Annotated in this window: 19 protein-coding genes; 11 read left to right on the top strand and 8 right to left on the bottom strand. The window is 42.8% G+C overall.

Annotation, left to right across the window (positions count from 1 at the left end; translation table 11 throughout):
- The first annotated feature begins 64 nt into the window (after window positions 1-64).
- The 11 genes from XDD1_RS12850 (at window position 65) to der (ending at window position 10,588) form a co-directional block, all read left to right on the top strand.
- Entirely contained in the window at window positions 65-628 is a 564-nt protein-coding gene (locus XDD1_RS12850) for a DUF2975 domain-containing protein (RefSeq protein ID WP_052705707.1), read from the top strand.
- A gap of 9 nt (window positions 629-637) precedes the next feature.
- Complete coding sequence (locus XDD1_RS12845; protein ID WP_045971723.1) at window positions 638-844, top strand: helix-turn-helix domain-containing protein; 207 nt, start codon at window positions 638-640, stop codon at window positions 842-844.
- A gap of 239 nt (window positions 845-1,083) precedes the next feature.
- Window positions 1,084-1,512, top strand: a complete 429-nt coding sequence (gene ndk, locus XDD1_RS12840) for a nucleoside-diphosphate kinase (protein WP_045971721.1) — start codon at window positions 1,084-1,086, stop codon at window positions 1,510-1,512.
- A gap of 333 nt (window positions 1,513-1,845) precedes the next feature.
- Window positions 1,846-3,024 (top strand): bifunctional tRNA (adenosine(37)-C2)-methyltransferase TrmG/ribosomal RNA large subunit methyltransferase RlmN, encoded by a 1,179-nt coding sequence (locus XDD1_RS12835; protein WP_045971719.1) that lies wholly within the window; start codon window positions 1,846-1,848, stop codon window positions 3,022-3,024.
- A 71-nt stretch (window positions 3,025-3,095) separates the two neighbouring features.
- Window positions 3,096-3,515 (top strand): tetratricopeptide repeat protein, encoded by a 420-nt coding sequence (locus XDD1_RS12830; protein ID WP_045971716.1) that lies wholly within the window; start codon window positions 3,096-3,098, stop codon window positions 3,513-3,515.
- Window positions 3,516-3,630: 115 nt separating this feature from the next.
- Window positions 3,631-4,596: a cytoskeleton protein RodZ gene (rodZ, locus tag XDD1_RS12825; protein ID WP_045971714.1), complete on the top strand. Its 966-nt coding sequence runs from the start codon at window positions 3,631-3,633 to the stop codon at window positions 4,594-4,596.
- A 106-nt stretch (window positions 4,597-4,702) separates the two neighbouring features.
- The gene (gene ispG / locus XDD1_RS12820; protein WP_045971712.1) at window positions 4,703-5,824 is read left to right on the top strand and encodes a flavodoxin-dependent (E)-4-hydroxy-3-methylbut-2-enyl-diphosphate synthase; all 1,122 of its coding nucleotides are present in this window, start codon (window positions 4,703-4,705) and stop codon (window positions 5,822-5,824) included.
- 44 nt (window positions 5,825-5,868) lie between these two features.
- Window positions 5,869-7,146 (top strand): histidine--tRNA ligase, encoded by a 1,278-nt coding sequence (gene hisS, locus XDD1_RS12815; protein WP_045971710.1) that lies wholly within the window; start codon window positions 5,869-5,871, stop codon window positions 7,144-7,146.
- Between the two features lie 14 nt (window positions 7,147-7,160).
- A complete protein-coding gene (locus tag XDD1_RS12810) occupies window positions 7,161-7,781 on the top strand; it encodes a YfgM family protein (RefSeq protein WP_045971708.1) in 621 nt (206 codons plus the stop codon).
- A 16-nt stretch (window positions 7,782-7,797) separates the two neighbouring features.
- On the top strand, window positions 7,798-8,970 hold the full coding sequence (gene bamB / locus XDD1_RS12805) for an outer membrane protein assembly factor BamB (protein ID WP_045971706.1): 1,173 nt from the start codon (window positions 7,798-7,800) through the stop codon (window positions 8,968-8,970).
- A gap of 127 nt (window positions 8,971-9,097) precedes the next feature.
- Window positions 9,098-10,588, top strand: coding sequence for a ribosome biogenesis GTPase Der (der, locus tag XDD1_RS12800; RefSeq protein WP_045971704.1), 1,491 nt, complete (start codon window positions 9,098-9,100; stop codon window positions 10,586-10,588).
- Window positions 10,589-11,026: 438 nt separating this feature from the next.
- Here the strand turns inward: der and XDD1_RS12795 are convergent, their stop codons facing one another.
- The 8 genes from XDD1_RS12795 to XDD1_RS12760 all read right to left on the bottom strand — a co-directional run bounded on the left by XDD1_RS12795 (window position 11,027) and on the right by XDD1_RS12760 (window position 16,759).
- A complete protein-coding gene (locus tag XDD1_RS12795) occupies window positions 11,027-11,263 on the bottom strand; it encodes a protealysin propeptide domain-containing protein (RefSeq protein ID WP_045971702.1) in 237 nt (78 codons plus the stop codon).
- Window positions 11,264-11,568: 305 nt separating this feature from the next.
- Entirely contained in the window at window positions 11,569-12,213 is a 645-nt protein-coding gene (locus XDD1_RS12790) for a M4 family metallopeptidase (RefSeq protein ID WP_231854410.1), read from the bottom strand.
- Between the two features lie 42 nt (window positions 12,214-12,255).
- Complete coding sequence (locus XDD1_RS12785; protein ID WP_084720900.1) at window positions 12,256-12,792, bottom strand: IS630 family transposase; 537 nt, start codon at window positions 12,790-12,792, stop codon at window positions 12,256-12,258.
- Entirely contained in the window at window positions 12,786-13,259 is a 474-nt protein-coding gene (locus XDD1_RS12780; protein ID WP_045968011.1) for a helix-turn-helix domain-containing protein, read from the bottom strand. The genes XDD1_RS12785 and XDD1_RS12780 overlap by 7 nt, the downstream gene beginning before the upstream one ends.
- 58 nt (window positions 13,260-13,317) lie before the next feature.
- Window positions 13,318-13,710, bottom strand: coding sequence for a protealysin propeptide domain-containing protein (locus XDD1_RS12775; protein ID WP_084721034.1), 393 nt, complete (start codon window positions 13,708-13,710; stop codon window positions 13,318-13,320).
- 233 nt (window positions 13,711-13,943) lie between these two features.
- Entirely contained in the window at window positions 13,944-15,005 is a 1,062-nt protein-coding gene (locus XDD1_RS12770) for a M4 family metallopeptidase (protein WP_045971699.1), read from the bottom strand.
- A gap of 224 nt (window positions 15,006-15,229) precedes the next feature.
- Complete coding sequence (gene hemF / locus XDD1_RS12765; RefSeq protein WP_045971697.1) at window positions 15,230-16,138, bottom strand: oxygen-dependent coproporphyrinogen oxidase; 909 nt, start codon at window positions 16,136-16,138, stop codon at window positions 15,230-15,232.
- A 357-nt stretch (window positions 16,139-16,495) separates the two neighbouring features.
- Window positions 16,496-16,759, bottom strand: a complete 264-nt coding sequence (locus XDD1_RS12760; RefSeq protein WP_045971695.1) for a helix-turn-helix domain-containing protein — start codon at window positions 16,757-16,759, stop codon at window positions 16,496-16,498.
- Window positions 16,760-17,059: the final 300 nt, after the last annotated feature.

Raw genomic sequence — 17,059 nt, 5'->3', positions numbered from 1 at the left:
AAAAATATTGTTTTACGATAATATCCGTCTATAATTCGATCATGTTAGATAATGAGACAACAGCATGATGCCTTCGGAAAAACTGACTCGCATGACGACACTCAGCCTGATGATGTCCAAATTATCGTTGTTAATTATCGTCCTTATGGTGACGATTAATATTTTTAGTTGGCTGGACCCCAAATTAATTTTGGGAAGATATGGATTAGGTTTTTCCCTGACAGAGAGAATAGCCTCTCATTTTGACCGGGATACGTTGGCTGCATGGAAATTAACCGGGGGAATATTGATATCGACGATCCCATTATTATCGTTGGCTGGTAGTTTCTGGGCATTTCATCGATTGTTTGGCAATTATCGAATAGGAGATTATTTTTCCAAACCGACGGTGAAATATCTGGAATATGCAGGTTGGGGGATCATTTTATGGAGTATTTTGGACATTCTGTGTGAGCCAATATTAACCGGATGGTTAGCAATAGGGGCACCCGCCGGTGAACGCTTTATCTCATTAAGTTTAACGACCGGTCATTTTGTCGCTATTTTCATTTCAGTGTGCCTGACGATCATTTCTCGTATTCTTTATCAAGCCTGTGATATATACGATGAAAATCAGAGCATTATATAAGGAAATAACGTGGCAATTCTTATCAATCTGGATGTGATGATGGCAAAACGAAAAGTGAAATCTAAAGATTTAGCACAAGCCATTGGTATTACTGAACAAAACCTTTCTTTGCTGAAAACCGGAAAAATTAAGGGTATTCGATTTTCGACCTTGAGTGCGATTTGTCAATATTTGGAATGCCAGCCGGGGGATATATTGGCATTCAAAGATGATTAGGATATCAGTCAGGAACGAGCTGAAGAAATTAAGCCTTTTATTCAGTGTGTAACAGAAAAGGTTTTATAATAACGGCGCGAAAATGTGATTTATGCTAAAAAATGATAATTTTCGCTAAGAAAGCTTTAATAAAATGTTATGTTTTTTGTAGGCAAGCCGAAACTCTCCCCCTATAATCAACGCCTATTTTTATCCCTGCCATAGACAGGGTAAAGTTTCAGCGCCAAAGAGGTTACCTAATGACAATTGAACGTACTTTTTCCATTATTAAACCCAATGCAGTGAAAAAAGATGTTATCGGTTCTATTTATGCCCGCTTTGAAAGCGCCGGGTTTAAAATTATTGCCGCTAAAATGCTGCATTTAACTCGCGAACAAGCAGAAGGTTTTTATGCTGAACACCAAGGCCGTCCCTTCTTTGAGGGTCTGGTGGCCTTTATGACCTCTGGCCCGATTATGGTACAAGTTCTGGAAGGTGAAAATGCCGTTCAACGTCACCGTGATCTGATGGGGGCGACTAATCCTGATAATGCACTGGCCGGCACTCTGCGTGCAGACTATGCAGACAGCTTTACTGAAAATGCGGTACACGGTTCAGACTCTATTGAATCAGCAAACCGTGAAATTGCTTACTTTTTCAGTGATGAGGAAATCTTCCCTCGTTTTTAAGGTTATTGGCTGCATATACTCGTTGTACTTCAACATGTTTTTATTATCTCCCCGCGTTGTGGGGGAGATAATAAGCGATTTTCGTTTTGCGAACCGCAACTCGAAGTTTATAGGGTATAAGTAGCATATAAACAGTAAAGTTTGTACAATGATGCGCCCCCTGATTTGATTCAGCGGGGCGTTTATTATTTTATTTCAATGTTCATTTAATATGGTTTGAATTCTGTCTTGCTAAAAAAGAATGATCATTGAATTGGCAGTCACCGCATGAAAACTTAGTGCTGACATCCGATCAGCATAGAGCCGAAAGTGTAACAACGAGGCGATGTAACAATGTCCCAACTTAACGAAACCGTACCACCTTCAACCTCCGCCGTCTCTGTCACGCCTGAAAAGAAAAACGGTAAAATCAATCTGCTCGATCTTAACCGTAAACAGATGCGTCAATTTTTTGTCGATATGGGCGAAAAACCGTTCCGTGCCGATCAGGTCATGAAATGGATTTACCATTATTGCTATGACGATTTTGAGCAGATGACCGATATCAACAAAGTGCTCAGGGCGAAATTGCAACAAGTTGCTGAAATCAGGGCACCGGAAGTTGCCGAAGAGCAACGCTCTTCTGATGGCACCATCAAATGGGCGATTACGGTCGGTGATCAACAGGTTGAAACGGTTTATATCCCAGAAGATGATCGCGCGACACTGTGTGTTTCATCTCAGGTGGGATGTGCTTTAGAGTGTAAATTTTGTTCTACGGCTCAACAGGGTTTTAACCGTAACCTGCGAGTCTCGGAAATTATTGGTCAGGTCTGGCGTGCCGCCAAAATTATCGGTTCACTGAAATCCAGCGGCCGTCGTCCGATTACCAACGTGGTCATGATGGGAATGGGTGAGCCATTGCTCAATTTGAACCATGTCGTACCGGCCATGGAAATTATGATGGATGACTTCGGCTTTGGCCTGTCAAAACGTCGTGTGACCTTGTCAACGTCGGGTGTTGTTCCTGCCCTGGATAAACTGGGTGATATGATCGATGTTGCACTGGCCATTTCCTTACATGCACCGACTGACGATATTCGTGATGAAATTGTGCCCATTAACCGCAAGTACAATATTGAAGAGTTTCTGGCAGGCGTGCGTCGCTACCTGACAAAATCCAACGCGAATCAGGGGCGTGTTACGGTGGAGTATGTAATGCTTGATCATGTCAATGACAGCGTTGAGCAGGCGCATCAATTGGCCGAATGCCTGAAAGACACCCCAAGTAAAATCAACCTGATCCCGTGGAACCCATTCCCCGGCGCACCTTATGGACGCAGCTCGAATAGCCGGATCGATCGTTTTGCGAAGGTTCTGATGGGATATGGTTTTACCACCATCGTGCGTAAAACGCGGGGCGATGATATCGATGCGGCCTGTGGCCAGCTTGCCGGTGAAGTGATTGACAGAACAAAACGGACATTGAAAAAACGTCTGGCAGGTGAACCTATTCAGGTAAAAACAGTCTAATTTTTGGTTTAATCTTGATTAATGGCTAAAAATCTGGCGAAGTTTAACATATCCTTATAAATGAAAATGGTATGATACGGAAATCAATAATTTGGTCTATAGTTTGTCTTGGCCTGTTAACGGGGTGTGCAGAACGAACAGCACATCGCGCCCATCAGGTTGTTGCCATTGAGACACGATTGCAGTTAGGGAAAGCTTATTTAGCGGAACGGAATTTACCGGCCGCCAAATATCATTTTCAAAAAATCTTGCTGGCGGAGCCTCATCATTCAGAGGCACATCTCGGCATGGCACTGCATGAACAATATGCAGGTCGGCCGGAAACCGCCAGTCAGCATTATAGAATGGCTATGCAGTATGCGGCTAGAAATGATACCGTAGTACATCACTACGCTATTTTTCTTTGTGAACAAAAACAGTATGAAAAAGCTGAACAATTGATCAAGGAAAATAGGGAAGGCAATACCCGTCATTATCACTGTGATAGATGATTTTCTGCGTTCGACGCAGTATTAGATGATTTCGCTACGCAAGTTAAATGATAGGTTCTATTCATTGAATTTGCGTAAATTCTTTAACCCAGAACAGTACCAGTGTCCCTTGCTAATGAAGACTGAAATTTATCCAGAAGAAGCCAATCTGACAACCGGTCAGATCCTGCGTCAGGCTCGTGAAAAACATGAGCTTTCTCAGCAAACTGTGGCAGATCGCTTGTGTCTTAAACTGTCCACTGTTCGTGATATTGAAGAAGATAATATCCCGTCAAATATCTCTCCGACCTTCTTGCGTGGATATATTCGGGCCTATGCAAAATTGGTTCAAGTGCCTGAATCTGAAATCTTAATCACCTTGGATAAACAAATCCCCTCCAAGGCGATAAAAACGTCTCCTATGCAAAGTTTTTCAGCGGGGAAAAAACGCAAGAAGCGTGATGGTTGGTTAATGAAGATAACATGGGCTGTTATCATTGTGTTATTGGGAATGACAGTTCTGTGGTGGTGGCAAAACCATAAAGTACAACAAACCGAACTGTCTTCAATGGCCGCACAATCAAATACCCCGAATGCTCAGGCTAGCGGTTCTGATGAAACCAGCGGAGCGGATAATGTCTCTGCGCCCATTAAAGAAAATCAATCCACAGCGGCTGCCCAAGACGGTGTTTCCCAAGAGCAAACATCACCCGCAGTAAATGGCACCGGAGTCAACAGCAATACGCCAGAATCCTCCAACGTGCCTGCAACAACAGAAAATGCAGCGGCTGCTAGTGCAGAGACGAATCAAGCGGTTGTGAGTCCGTCATCGACGGATGTGAATAGTATCAGCGCTATGGGTAACAATGAATTAGTGGTAGATTTCAGCGGTGAATGCTGGTTGGAAGTTAAAGATGCCAAAGGTAAGCTGCTGTTCAGCGGTATAAAAAAGAAAGGGGATAACCTAAAGCTTGTCGGTAACTTGCCTTACTCAGTGAATATTGGTGCACCTGCCAGAGTCAAAGTGCAGTTTCAGGGCAAACCTGTGGATCTGAGTGTCTTTATCAAGAAAGGCATCAACGCTAAACTGACACTGAAATAAACGTTTTAACTGTTTTGGCGGAATTATTCACCACAGCAATTATTCACCACAGCATGGTTGTAATTTTTATAAACAAAATACAGGGATGTAGGGGAGTAATGTAAAAATGCATAATGAATCACCGATAAAAAGACGTCAATCTACGCGTATTTATGTCGGTAAAGTACCCGTCGGGGATGGCGCTCCGATTGCAGTGCAATCAATGACTAACACACGGACAACTGATGTTGGGGCGACAGTCAATCAAATTCGGGCACTGGAGCGTGTCGGTGTTGATATCGTTCGGGTTTCTGTTCCAACAATGGATGCAGCCGAAGCATTCAAATCCATCAAACAGCAGGTCAATGTTCCCCTTGTTGCCGATATTCACTTCGATTACCGCATTGCATTAAAAGTCGCCGAATATGGTGTTGATTGTCTGCGCATCAATCCCGGCAATATCGGTAATGAAGAGCGTATCCGTCAGGTGGTGGATTGTGCCCGCCACCATAACATTCCTATTCGTATTGGGGTCAATGGGGGATCGCTGGAAAAAGATCTACAGGAAAAATATGGCGAACCCACACCAGAGGCGTTGGTTGAATCGGCGATGCGTCATGTGGATATTCTTGACCGCCTGAACTTTGACCAATTTAAGGTGAGCGTCAAGGCATCTGACGTTTTCTTGGCGGTGGGAGCATACCGCTTACTGGCGCAAAAAATTAATCAACCGCTACATCTGGGGATTACTGAAGCCGGCGGTGCCCGTGCCGGCGCAGTGAAATCTTCAATTGGCCTTGGCATTTTATTGTCAGAAGGTATTGGCGATACACTGCGTATTTCATTGGCTGCCGATCCGGTGGAAGAAGTTAAAGTCGGTTTTGATATTCTGAAAGCATTGCGTATTCGTTCAAGGGGCATTAATTTTATTGCCTGCCCAACGTGTTCACGCCAGGAATTTGACGTTATCGGTACAGTGAATGCGCTTGAGCAGCGTCTTGAAGATTTAATCACACCGATGGATGTTTCTATCATTGGTTGTGTTGTGAATGGCCCAGGAGAAGCCGAAGTTTCAACGCTTGGCGTAACGGGGGCGAAAACAAAAAGCGGCTTTTATGAAGATGGCCTTCGTCAAAAAGAGCGCCTTGACAATCACAATTTGATTGATCAACTTGAAGCGAAAATTCGGGCAAAGGCAGCTATCCTTGATGCCAATAACCGAATCAGTATCAATCAGCTTGATGAGTGATTGATAATCGACGGCATTGTATAAATATTAATAAGAGATAAAACGTGGCAAAAAATATCCCAGCTATTCGTGGCATGAATGACTGCCTTCCTGCTGAAACCGCCATCTGGCAACGAGTTGAATCTACGATCAAGCGTGTGCTGTCGGGTTATGGCTTTAGCGAAATTCGGACACCGATTGTAGAGCAGACCCCGTTATTCAAACGGGCAATTGGGGAAGTCACCGATGTTGTCGAAAAAGAGATGTATACCTTTGACGATCGCAATGGTGAAAGTTTGACCCTGCGCCCGGAAAATACCGCAGGCTGTGTCCGTGCCGGTATTCAGCATGGTCTGCTGTACAATCAGGAACAGCGCTTGTGGTATATCGGGCCGATGTTCCGTTATGAGCGCCCACAAAAAGGCCGCTACCGCCAATTTCACCAGTTAGGGGCGGAAGTGTTTGGCCTGCAAGGGCCGGATATTGATGCTGAACTCATTTTAATGACCGCACGTTGGTGGCGTGAACTCGGCATTGCTGATCACGTGACCCTGGAATTGAATTCCATTGGTTCACTGGAAGCCCGTGCCAATTATCGTGAAGCGCTGGTGGTGTTCCTTGAACAACATAAAGAGAAGTTGGACGAGGATTGTCTGCGTCGCATGTATACCAACCCGTTGCGGATATTGGACTCCAAAAACCCGGAAATTCAGCAACTCCTCAATGATGCCCCGGCGTTGTTTGATTATCTTGATGCTGAATCAAAAGACCACTTTGATGGATTATGTCAGATACTGGATAGCGCGGGGATCAAATACCGCATCAACCAACGTCTGGTTCGCGGCCTTGATTACTACAACCGTACTGTTTTTGAATGGGTGACCTCTGCGCTGGGTGCGCAGGGAACCATCTGTGCCGGTGGCCGTTATGATGGCTTGGTTGAACAATTGGGGGGTAAGGCAACGCCGGCCGTGGGTTTTGCTATGGGCATGGAACGTATGGTTCTGTTAGTGCAGGAAGTCAATCCTGACTTTGTTGCTGATCTGACCGTTGCTGATGTTTACCTCTCTTCCTTTGGTGCTGGCAGCCAGCAAGCCGCATTGATATTGGCGGAAAAAATCCGTGATCAATTGCCAGAATTGCGTCTGATGACCAATCACGGCGGCGGTAACTTTAAGAAACAGTTGACGCGTGCGGATAAACACGGTGCCAAAGTTGCCTTGATCCTGGGGGAAGATGAAATTCAGGCTGGCAATATTACAGTGAAAGATTTACGCAACGGTGAACAAGAAACATTGCCACAACAAGCAGTCGCAGCACGTTTGAGTGAACTGTTAGGTTAAGGAGAGAGACTCTAGTGCAAGTTTATACCACTGAAAATGAACAAATTGACGCGATAAAGCGTTTTTTCTCGACCAACGGTAAATACCTTGCCGTGGGTTTAGTACTGGGCATTGGTGCTTTGATTGGCTGGCGTTATTGGCAGACTCATCAAACCAACCAATTACATGATACGGCGGCAACCTTTGAAGAGTTGAACAAATCGCTGGCGTCGGGGTCGAAAGAAGGTGTTGTTACCGTAGAAAAATTCGCTAATGAAACGAATAATGTCTACGGTGTCATGGCTGATCTGGAACTGGCAAAGCAGGCTATTGGCCAAAATGATCTGGCTCAGGCAGAGAAAAATTTGCTGGCGGCATCCGCTAAAGCCAAAGATGAGAACATGCAGGCGCTATCCAACCTTCGTCTGGCTCGGGTTCAATTAGCGGAAGATAAAATAGAGGCTGCATTGAAAACACTGGCGCTGGTCAAAGGTAAAGGATGGCAGGTTATGGTTGAGGATATCCGTGGGGATATTCTGGCTAAAAAAGGGGATATCGCGGGTGCACGTGCCGCCTATTCCACCGGGCTTGGGCTTGATGGCCCGCAGGAAATGAAAAATTTCATGAAAATCAAACTTAATAATTTATCCAACTAAGGGAGCCAACTTCATAATGCAACTGCGAAAAACACTCTTGGTTGGGCTGGTTGCTTCTGTTCTGCTGGCTGGTTGTTCAAGTGAACAGGATACGGTAACAATGTCACCGTTGCCGAAGGTTGAAAATCAATTCAAACCGCATATTGTTTGGGATAAATCAGTTGGGAGTGGTACTGGGCAGTATTATTCTCATTTATCACCGACCTGGCAGGGTTCAACCATTTATGTTGCTGACCGTCAGGGAGTGATTAAAGCCTTTGATATCGACAGCGGCAAAGAGGTGTGGGCAACAGATCTGTCAGAAAAAGCGGGTTTGCTGTCATCCCGCTTGCCGGCGCTGCTTTCTGGTGGTTTGACAGTATCGGGTGATCGCCTGTATGTCGGAACAGAAAGGGCAAAAGTTATTGCACTGGATACCGCGAACGGTAAGGTTGCCTGGGAATCAACCGTTGCCGGCGAAGCGTTGTCCCGCCCGGTCGTGAGTGATGGCCTTGTCTTGATTCACACCGGCAATGGGATGTTGCAGGCATTGAACGAAACTGACGGCAGTGTGGCTTGGTCGATTAACATGGATACACCGGCATTATCCGTTCGTGGTGAATCCGCGCCTGCCGTGGCCTATGGCGCCGCTATTGTTGGTGGTGACAATGGTCGCATCAGTGCTGTTCTGCTGTCTCAGGGGCAACTGATTTGGCAACAGCGTATTTCTCAGGTCACCGGTTCTACCGAAATCGATCGCCTGAATGATGTCGATATGACGCCGGTCGTTTCTGACAATGTGATTTACGCCATTGCTTATAACGGCAATTTGGTGGCAATGGATATGCGTTCCGGCCAGATCATCTGGAAACGTGATCTCGGATCGGTGAATGATATGGTGGTCACTGACAGCAATATTTTCATTGTTGATCAAAACGACCATATTTTGTCCCTGCGTAAGAGTGATGGTGTGACATTATGGTCGCAAAATGATCTCTCACACCGTAACCTGACAGCCCCAGAAATGTATAATGGCTATCTGGTTGTTGGTGATGGGGAAGGTTACCTGCATTGGTTGAATATGTCTGATGGCAAGTTTGTGGCACAGCATAAGGTTGATGGTTCCGGCCTGCTGAGTCGCCCGGTTGTTGCCAGCGATAAACTGATGGTACAAGCGAAGGACGGGACGGTTTACCTGTATACCCGCTAATTCCAGAACGTGTTTTAACGCTGTATGTAATAATACAGTAATAACACAAAACTATACGGCCCCTGAACAGTAACAGGGGCCGTTTCGTCTTTATTAGTATCAAATCTAGTTATGAGGCATCAAAAAAATGATACCTGTCGTTGCGCTGGTTGGGCGCCCCAATGTTGGAAAATCCACCTTATTTAACCGATTAACCCGAACCAGAGATGCGCTGGTTGCGGATTTCCCTGGCTTAACCCGTGATCGTAAATATGGACGGGCAGAGGTTGAAGGGCAGGAATTCATTATCATTGATACGGGCGGTATTGATGGTACGGAAGAGGGCGTAGAAACACATATGGCTACGCAATCTCTTATGGCTATAGAAGAGGCTGATATTGTCCTGTTTATGGTTGACGCCAGATCGGGGCTGATGCCTGCTGACCATGCGATTGCCAAGCACCTGCGTAGCCGTGAAAAAGCCACTTTTTTGGTGGCGAATAAAACTGATGGTATCGATATTGATACCTCGGTAGCTGAATTTTATTCACTGGGTCTGGGGGATATTTATTCCATCGCTGCTTCTCACGGCCGTGGTGTGACACAACTGATTGAGCGTGTGTTGTTGCCGTTTTCTGATAAAGAAGAGACGGAAGAAGTCGAATTAACCGAAGAAGAGGCTAACGCCGCTTATTGGGCAGAAATGGAACAGGCCGAATTGGACGCGGCTGAACAAGAAGAAGAGGAAGAAGCCTTTGATCCTACCTCCTTGCCTCTGAAACTTGCGATTGTTGGCCGCCCCAATGTCGGTAAATCCACATTAACCAACCGCATTTTGGGTGAAGAGCGTGTTGTCGTTTATGATATGCCGGGTACAACCCGCGACAGCATTTATATTCCTATGAAGCGTGATGGCCGTGAATATATTTTGATTGATACCGCGGGCGTTCGTAAGCGCGGAAAAGTCACTGAAACCGTTGAAAAATTCTCCGTGATTAAAACGCTTCAGGCGATTGAAGATGCCAATGTGGTATTGCTGGTAGTGGATGCGCGTGAAGGTATTTCTGATCAAGATCTCTCCCTGCTTGGCTTTATTCTTAACAGTGGCCGTTCTCTGGTCATCGCCGTCAATAAATGGGATGGGATGAGTCAGGAAGATAAAGATCACGTTAAAGATATGCTTGATCTGCGTTTGGGCTTTGTTGATTTTGCCCGTGTTCATTTTATTTCTGCATTACATGGTAGTGGTGTTGGTAATTTATTTGAGTCAATTCTGGAAGCCTATGAAAGCGCAACCCGTCGCGTCAGCACTTCCTTATTGACCCGTATCATGCACATGGCAGAAGATGATCATCAGCCACCGATGATCCGCGGCCGCAGAGTGAAAATGAAATATGCCCATGCGGGGGGATATAACCCACCTATCGTGGTTATCCACGGTAATCAGGTGAGCGACTTACCGGATTCCTATAAGCGTTTCTTGATGAATTATTTCCGCCGTTCTTTGAAGGTAATGGGAACACCTATTCGTATCCAATTTAAAGAAGGGGCTAACCCTTATGCAGGTAAGAAAAATACCTTAACAGCAACTCAGCTCCGTAAACGTAAGCGTTTAATGGAACATCTGAAAAAACGTTAATCGTTAAAAAAATACGGGTATAAATAAAGGGCTTTTTTAGCCCTTTATTATTTTAAATAATGAGCCAATGATTTTTTATTTGTTTCTGTTTCTAAAGAATAATTTAACTCTATAACGAGAAAGCATTTGGCAAATTTTTTAAGTTTATCAATAACTCTGTGATCAATGTTGTTATTGTATACCTAATTTTATTAATTTAAATTTTCTGCTTCTTGATTATCTCAAAGAGCATGTAAATCAGTGAGTAACGCTATGCTTTGGTTAAATCTGTTTTTAGCGTCTTGAGTACTCATGACTCATTTTATTGGTGCAATTTATTTTTAAACATAATTTTTCGTGAAACTATTTCCTTAAATCAAGGTTTTCTTAAAAGAAGATTTACTTAAAATAAGGTTTCCCTAGAACAAGATTTATTTAAAAGACCGTTTCCCAAAAAACTTATTTCCCTGAGAAGGGACAGCTCCCTTCTGGTTCAGACATTTTTTTATTTTTATATAATAAAGGATCATCTTCAGAATTTAAGGGTGCTTCTTTGGTTGATTGCTTCATTAGTTTATTTACATGATCTAATGTTTTCAATACATACTCTTTATCATTGGCATCACAGGTTTCTGCAATATACTCCAATAAATAGGGGGGGATTATATTTTGTTTTCTTACTTTATTGTTACACATGGTCGTGCCCTGTTTTGTATGTTGGCGTATATTTGGTCTACTGCAAATAGTAGCCAAACTAACCATGTTAGTCACTACTAAAAATGTAAATTTTTTATGGTATATACCCGATAAACTTCAAGTAGCAGCTCGCAAAACGAAAACAGCTTATTGTCTCCCTCGCCACGGGAAGATAATAAATGGATGTTGAAGTACGACGAGCATAGATATGCAGGCGTAAGGTGAGTAATTTGATGAAATAGAGGAGAGGAAAAAATAATTAAGACCGTCCCTGGTCTTTAATAATTAAACCGTCATGACTGCTGTTAGAGCAAGGTTCCGACTTGTTTCCATGAATGCGTCACGATTGCTGAAATTTTCTTACCAAATAGCGCCTTGGCATTATCAACAGTGAGTTGTGCAAAATCATTAAAACTGGCTTTATGGGATAATCGTTTATCCAATAACGTATTGTACCAAATTTTCCCGGCTTGCTCCCACGAATACCCGCCTAACTCTGTTGCTAATAAATAGAATGCCTTGTTGGGAATGCCAGAATATTTGTGAACACCGCCGTTATCATCTCTGACGGATAAATCTTGATATTGGTCCATATGGCCGACCTGATTATCTTTTGGGTTTGCCGTTCCGGGATTTTTGAATGAGCGTAAGGCAACATTAGGATCATTGTCTGGATTAAGTGCCGGGCCAAATAGCCCTTGGCCGATCAACCAATCAGATTCGTTGGACTTTTGATTGTTCGCGTATTGCTTCACCATAATGCCGAATACATCTGAGATCGATTCGTTCAATGCCCCCGATTGATAGGCATAATCAAGACTTGCTTCACTTTCAGTTACCCCATGAGTGAGTTCATGTGCAGTAATATCAATGCAGGATGTGAAACGATTAAAATAGGGAGCATAGCCATCACCGAAAACCATTTGATTGTTATCCCAAAATGCATTCATATAATTTTTTTGATAATGGACAGTAGCAACTAATTTAAGTACTCAAGAGAAATTAATTGCAAATTGGTTACCATAACCGCCCAATAACGTATTTAATTCATTCTCCATTGTCTCCTGAGTCCAAGTGATAAAACGTCGCCAATGGTATTTGGCTTGTTTCCAGACGATTTCAATCAAATTCAGCTCTGGGCTGTAGGCGGGAAGGTAGAATAAAAACAGGTTGTGTTCTCGTAACCAGCTATTTCTGATTTTTTCTTCAATCCCGTGATGGATACGCGCATTATCCAACACTAAAAATGTCAGGCGGTTGTCCCCTTGTTGGGCGAGCTGCTCTAAAAAATCAATCACGTCATCTCGCGTGATACTGCCTGACGTTGTCTGGTAAAACAGCGTGTTATCCGTGTAATTTAACGCCCCCAGAACTGACCGCCTGTCATGCTCTTGAGGCTCAGTTTCATGGGGCTTACCCCGTGGACTCCATCCATATTGCACCGGAGGAGATGCGGCAAAACCCGCCTCATCAAAATAGACCAAACGGTAATGGCCTAACTGTGCTCCAGCCTTAATTTTATTCAGCAAGGCGGATTTGTTAGCAAACTCCGTTTCGTTGCGCTTTTTTTAAGCGATAGACGGGTGCGTTTATAGGTGAGCCCCTGCTTTTTCAGGGTATTTGCCAGCGTTTCAAGCGTACAAGGCAGGGGCCCATGCTTTGCCTCAACGCACTGGGCTATCCGTGCGAGAGTTAGGGACTCTGCACAGGCAGCTTCGACCGCAGTGGCAATCATTTCAGGCGTCATAGCGAGATACCGGCCTCCAGCATGACCGCCTAATAATCCCGCTATCCCTGAATTGTGCCACATGTGAACCCAATTATAGATAACCCGGAGACTGCATCCTATTTCAGCGGTGATCTGGGACGGCTTGCTCCCTCTGGCAAGCATGAGCAAACCCGTTCCTCGCGTACGGATATCCCGGTGGGGATGATTCAAAGCGAGTTGTTGCAATGTTATTCGTTCAGGCTCAGAAAGTATTATCTTCGATTTCATAAGGACAGGCAGAAAATCAGGTTATCGTGTTATCGATTGTAACAGTAATGCAGATAGTTTATCTGATTAACTTAAGACCGTGGTTATCAATTGAATTACGGCCAAAAATTTCCTTGTAAAACTCATATGTTTTGCCCAGATAGTTATAGGCTTCAGTGGCAGCGATATCATCTATCGTAGTCATACCTTCACTTAAAATTAATTTTTCCCCTGGATAGTGATCATGATATTTAGCATTATAAATCGTCCTGTTTAATTTGTTATCAAAACCTGGCTGATATCCATGAATTGAAATTTCCATTTCAGCAGGGTTGTTCATTAGATTATAAACATGATCTAATGTTTTTAGTATGTACGCTTTATCGATTTGGCCACAAATTTTAACAACATATTCTAATAAAGAGGGTGGAATAATACCGGATTTGTTTAATTTGTTTTGATGGTTGCGCATAATAATACCCCGCTTTTTAGGTGCTATACATATTTTTATTTCTAGGGCCCTTAATTAATTATTAATCTAAATGATGATGTTTTCTACTTATGGAAGGTGTTTTTGTTGGATTTTTGCGTATTAACTTATAAATTATAATAAAGGGCCGTCCTTAACCCTTTATTATTTATTTTAGAATTATCTTAATGTTACTGATTAAAATGTAAATCAATATTTTATTAATATTAAATTAATTATTTTTTGGAAAGTAGAACGCCAACTTCTTCCCAACCATTACTCACAATGTCTGATGTTTGCTTGTTGAATAACTTCTCCGCATTATCAATCGTCAGTTTGGCGAAGTCCTCAAAATCGGCATCTGAAGACAGGCGCTTATCTAGTAGCGTTTCATACCAGATTTTTCCTGCTTTTTCCCAGGCATATCCTCCCAACTCCATCGCCACTAAATAAAATGCTCTGTTAGGAATCCCTGAGTATATATGAACTCCTCCATTATCAACGAAGAAGGGAAGATCTTCATATTGATCCATATGACCAACTTGTTTATCTCCGGAAAATGCTTTTCCGGGATTAATAAAGGTACGTAAAGCAACCTCAGGCTTATTCTCTGGATTAAATTTTGGTCCCAGTAAACCTTGACCTAACAACCAATTGGATTCATCAACGGTTTGGTTATTGACATACTGTTTTACCATAATGCCAAATACATCTGAGATGGATTCATTAAGTGCCCCAGATTGGTAGACGTAATCCAGACTGGCTTCGCTTTCGATAACACCATGAGTCAACTCATGAGCGATAATATCAATGGCGGAGGTAAAACGATTGAAATACTTCCCATCACCATCACCAAATACCATTTGTTTTCTGGTCCAGAATGCGTTCAGATAATTTTTTCCATAATGTACTGTAGCAACTAACTTTATTCCTTTATTATCAAGAGAATTACGGCCAAATACTTTCTTATAGAATTCATGAGTCTTACCGATATACTCATAAGCCTCATTAACAGAAGTATCTGAACTCTCTGGCATACCTTCGCTGCGAGATAATTCTTCCCCAGGGAAATTCTCTTTATTTTTGGCATCATAGATAGTGCGATGCAGTTTATCACTCTCCTCTTTTTTCATTTCCTGTTGAGAAATCATTTCTTCAGCAGGCGCATTCATCAATTGATAAACATGATCTAATGTCTTTAATACATATTGATTAGTACATGTATCACAATCATCAGAGATATGCTCCAGAACAAATGGAGGAATTAAGCTGTATATGTTGATTTTATTATTGCTCATAATAATACCCTGTTTTGTTGTTAGATGTTGTATTCGTTTTTTTTCAGGCCCGGATTGCATACTAGCTGTAATTAATAGGCGAGTCATTAGTGTGAGTATTGACTTTTTATGGCAGGGTATTGCTAATGAAAAATAATAAATGTTTTTATCAGTATTATGATAGATAACATTTCAACATTGCCGATTACTTCCTTACTCCTCGCAACGCGAGGAGTAAGGAATTCTCATACCCAATCTTTTTTTATCAGAAATGCAGTATATAATTCAGATTCAGGAGAATCGGCTTCTGGGGAATAACCATATTCCCAACGTACCAATGGGGGCATAGACATTAATATTGATTCAGTTCTTCCACCGCTTTGCAGGCCAAAGAGAGTTCCCCTGTCCCAAACAAGATTGAATTCAACATAGCGGCTTCGGCGATATAATTGGAACTGTCTTTCACGATCGCCCCAGGCAATATCTTTTCTTCTTTCTACAATAGGCAAATAGGCAGATAAAAATCCATTTCCGACAGCTTGCGTAAAAGTAAAGCAGGTATCAAAATCAGGCGTATTTAAATCATCATAAAATAAACCACCAATACCACGTGGTTCATTTCGGTGTTTAATAAAAAAGTAATCATCACACCATTTTTTATATTTGGGATAAATATCATCACCAAACGGTTGACATAAATTTTTGGCAACGGTATGCCAATGAATCGCATCTTCTTCGAAACCATAATAAGGCGTGAGATCAAAACCACCGCCAAACCACCATACAGGAGGCTCGCCCTCTTTTTCCGCAATAAAGAAACGCACATTGGCATGGCTAGTTGGGACATAGGGATTAATGGGATGAATGACCAGAGAAATCCCCATGGCCTGATAACTGCGTCCTGCTAATTCTGGACGATGAGCTGTGGCAGAAGCGGGCATTGAAGCCCCAGTGATATGTGAGAAGTTCACGCCAGCTTGTTCAAAAACCTTACCTTTGGTTAACACTCGGCTTCGTCCGCCACCCCCTTCTTCTCGTTGCCAGCCGTCTTCCATGAAGGTTGACTGACCATCAAGTTGTTCCAGTTGCTTGCAGAGGTGATCCTGTAATGAGAGGAAAAAATTTTTAACTTGATATATATTAAGTATATTCATAATTAAAGTATAACCATTTGATATTGTTTAAATAATTATTGTTTATAACGAGATTAACTTTTGTTTGTTTATACAGTTGTTTATATATTGAACGCTGAACAAACCTATAAACAAAACATAAGATAAGAACAATGTGGAAGAAAAGAAAGAAGTAAGAGTGAACTTGTGATCAACAAAACGAGGTCAGTACGTTGAGCGTTCCGACCTTACGAGACAGGTTGCTACGAATTTCGTCGGGAGTTTTATTGAATGATTGTGGTGACAGCTAACCCATTGTGCCACCTCATCAAAGCCAATAACACAGCGAGTAATTAGACGAGGTGACTATTTCCCTGATGTTTTCCGGTATTAGAATAATTATTTTGCTGATTTATCGCGAACTTTGCGTTCTATAAGATTACCGTTCATATCAAAATAACGGCTAGGCCAGATTTCAGATGGGTGAATGTTGAGATAATTAGCAACGATCCATTCCCCTTTAGGCCAAGGGCGTGATAACACATTTGCTAATGTTGATGAACTGAGTCCTGCTTCACGAGAGACAGCCGCTAAGGTTGTACCACGTTTACGTAATGCAGCAATAATATCAGCTTGATGCCAGTCATTTTTAACATTGTTCATTCCTGCTACCCCTTCCATTAATTGAGAAAATTGATGGTGGTGATTCAAGGCAGGGTTCGCAGTACCGGGAGTCATCATCCGGCGAGGCCGAGGCCTCCCCCGCCTGAATCACCATTGAAAGGGCGATAGCAGACGCACTGGTAGAAACTTCCTACCAGTGGATGACTCTAAACAAGGCTGCGAAACCTTACCACTGGATTTTGCCAATGGCGGGAGTACTTTAACTAATTGTTTTATCGGGTTCAATAAGCGAATCAGTAAAACCGCTTAACTTTTTGCGTTATATGCTATTAAACAGCC

The sequence above is a fragment of the Xenorhabdus doucetiae genome, from assembly GCF_000968195.1.
Classification (GTDB): domain Bacteria; phylum Pseudomonadota; class Gammaproteobacteria; order Enterobacterales; family Enterobacteriaceae; genus Xenorhabdus; species Xenorhabdus doucetiae.
The sequence above is the reverse complement of the archived record's forward strand: the minus strand, read 5'-3'. Positions and strand labels throughout refer to the sequence as shown.

Coding starts and splice junctions, on each gene's coding strand:
- XDD1_RS12850 (WP_052705707.1), top strand. CDS start 65: ATGATGCCTTCGGAAAAACTGACTCGCATGACGACACTCAGCCTGATG.
- ndk (WP_045971721.1), top strand. CDS start 1,084: ATGACAATTGAACGTACTTTTTCCATTATTAAACCCAATGCAGTGAAA.
- XDD1_RS12835 (WP_045971719.1), top strand. CDS start 1,846: ATGTCCCAACTTAACGAAACCGTACCACCTTCAACCTCCGCCGTCTCT.
- XDD1_RS12830 (WP_045971716.1), top strand. CDS start 3,096: ATGATACGGAAATCAATAATTTGGTCTATAGTTTGTCTTGGCCTGTTA.
- rodZ (WP_045971714.1), top strand. CDS start 3,631: ATGAAGACTGAAATTTATCCAGAAGAAGCCAATCTGACAACCGGTCAG.
- ispG (WP_045971712.1), top strand. CDS start 4,703: ATGCATAATGAATCACCGATAAAAAGACGTCAATCTACGCGTATTTAT.
- bamB (WP_045971706.1), top strand. CDS start 7,798: ATGCAACTGCGAAAAACACTCTTGGTTGGGCTGGTTGCTTCTGTTCTG.
- der (WP_045971704.1), top strand. CDS start 9,098: ATGATACCTGTCGTTGCGCTGGTTGGGCGCCCCAATGTTGGAAAATCC.
- XDD1_RS12795 (WP_045971702.1), bottom strand. CDS start 11,263: ATGTGTAACAATAAAGTAAGAAAACAAAATATAATCCCCCCCTATTTA.
- XDD1_RS12790 (WP_231854410.1), bottom strand. CDS start 12,213: ATGAATGCATTTTGGGATAACAATCAAATGGTTTTCGGTGATGGCTAT.
- XDD1_RS12780 (WP_045968011.1), bottom strand. CDS start 13,259: ATGAAATCGAAGATAATACTTTCTGAGCCTGAACGAATAACATTGCAA.
- XDD1_RS12775 (WP_084721034.1), bottom strand. CDS start 13,710: ATGCGCAACCATCAAAACAAATTAAACAAATCCGGTATTATTCCACCC.
- XDD1_RS12770 (WP_045971699.1), bottom strand. CDS start 15,005: ATGAGCAATAATAAAATCAACATATACAGCTTAATTCCTCCATTTGTT.
- hemF (WP_045971697.1), bottom strand. CDS start 16,138: ATGAATATACTTAATATATATCAAGTTAAAAATTTTTTCCTCTCATTA.
- XDD1_RS12760 (WP_045971695.1), bottom strand. CDS start 16,759: ATGAACAATGTTAAAAATGACTGGCATCAAGCTGATATTATTGCTGCA.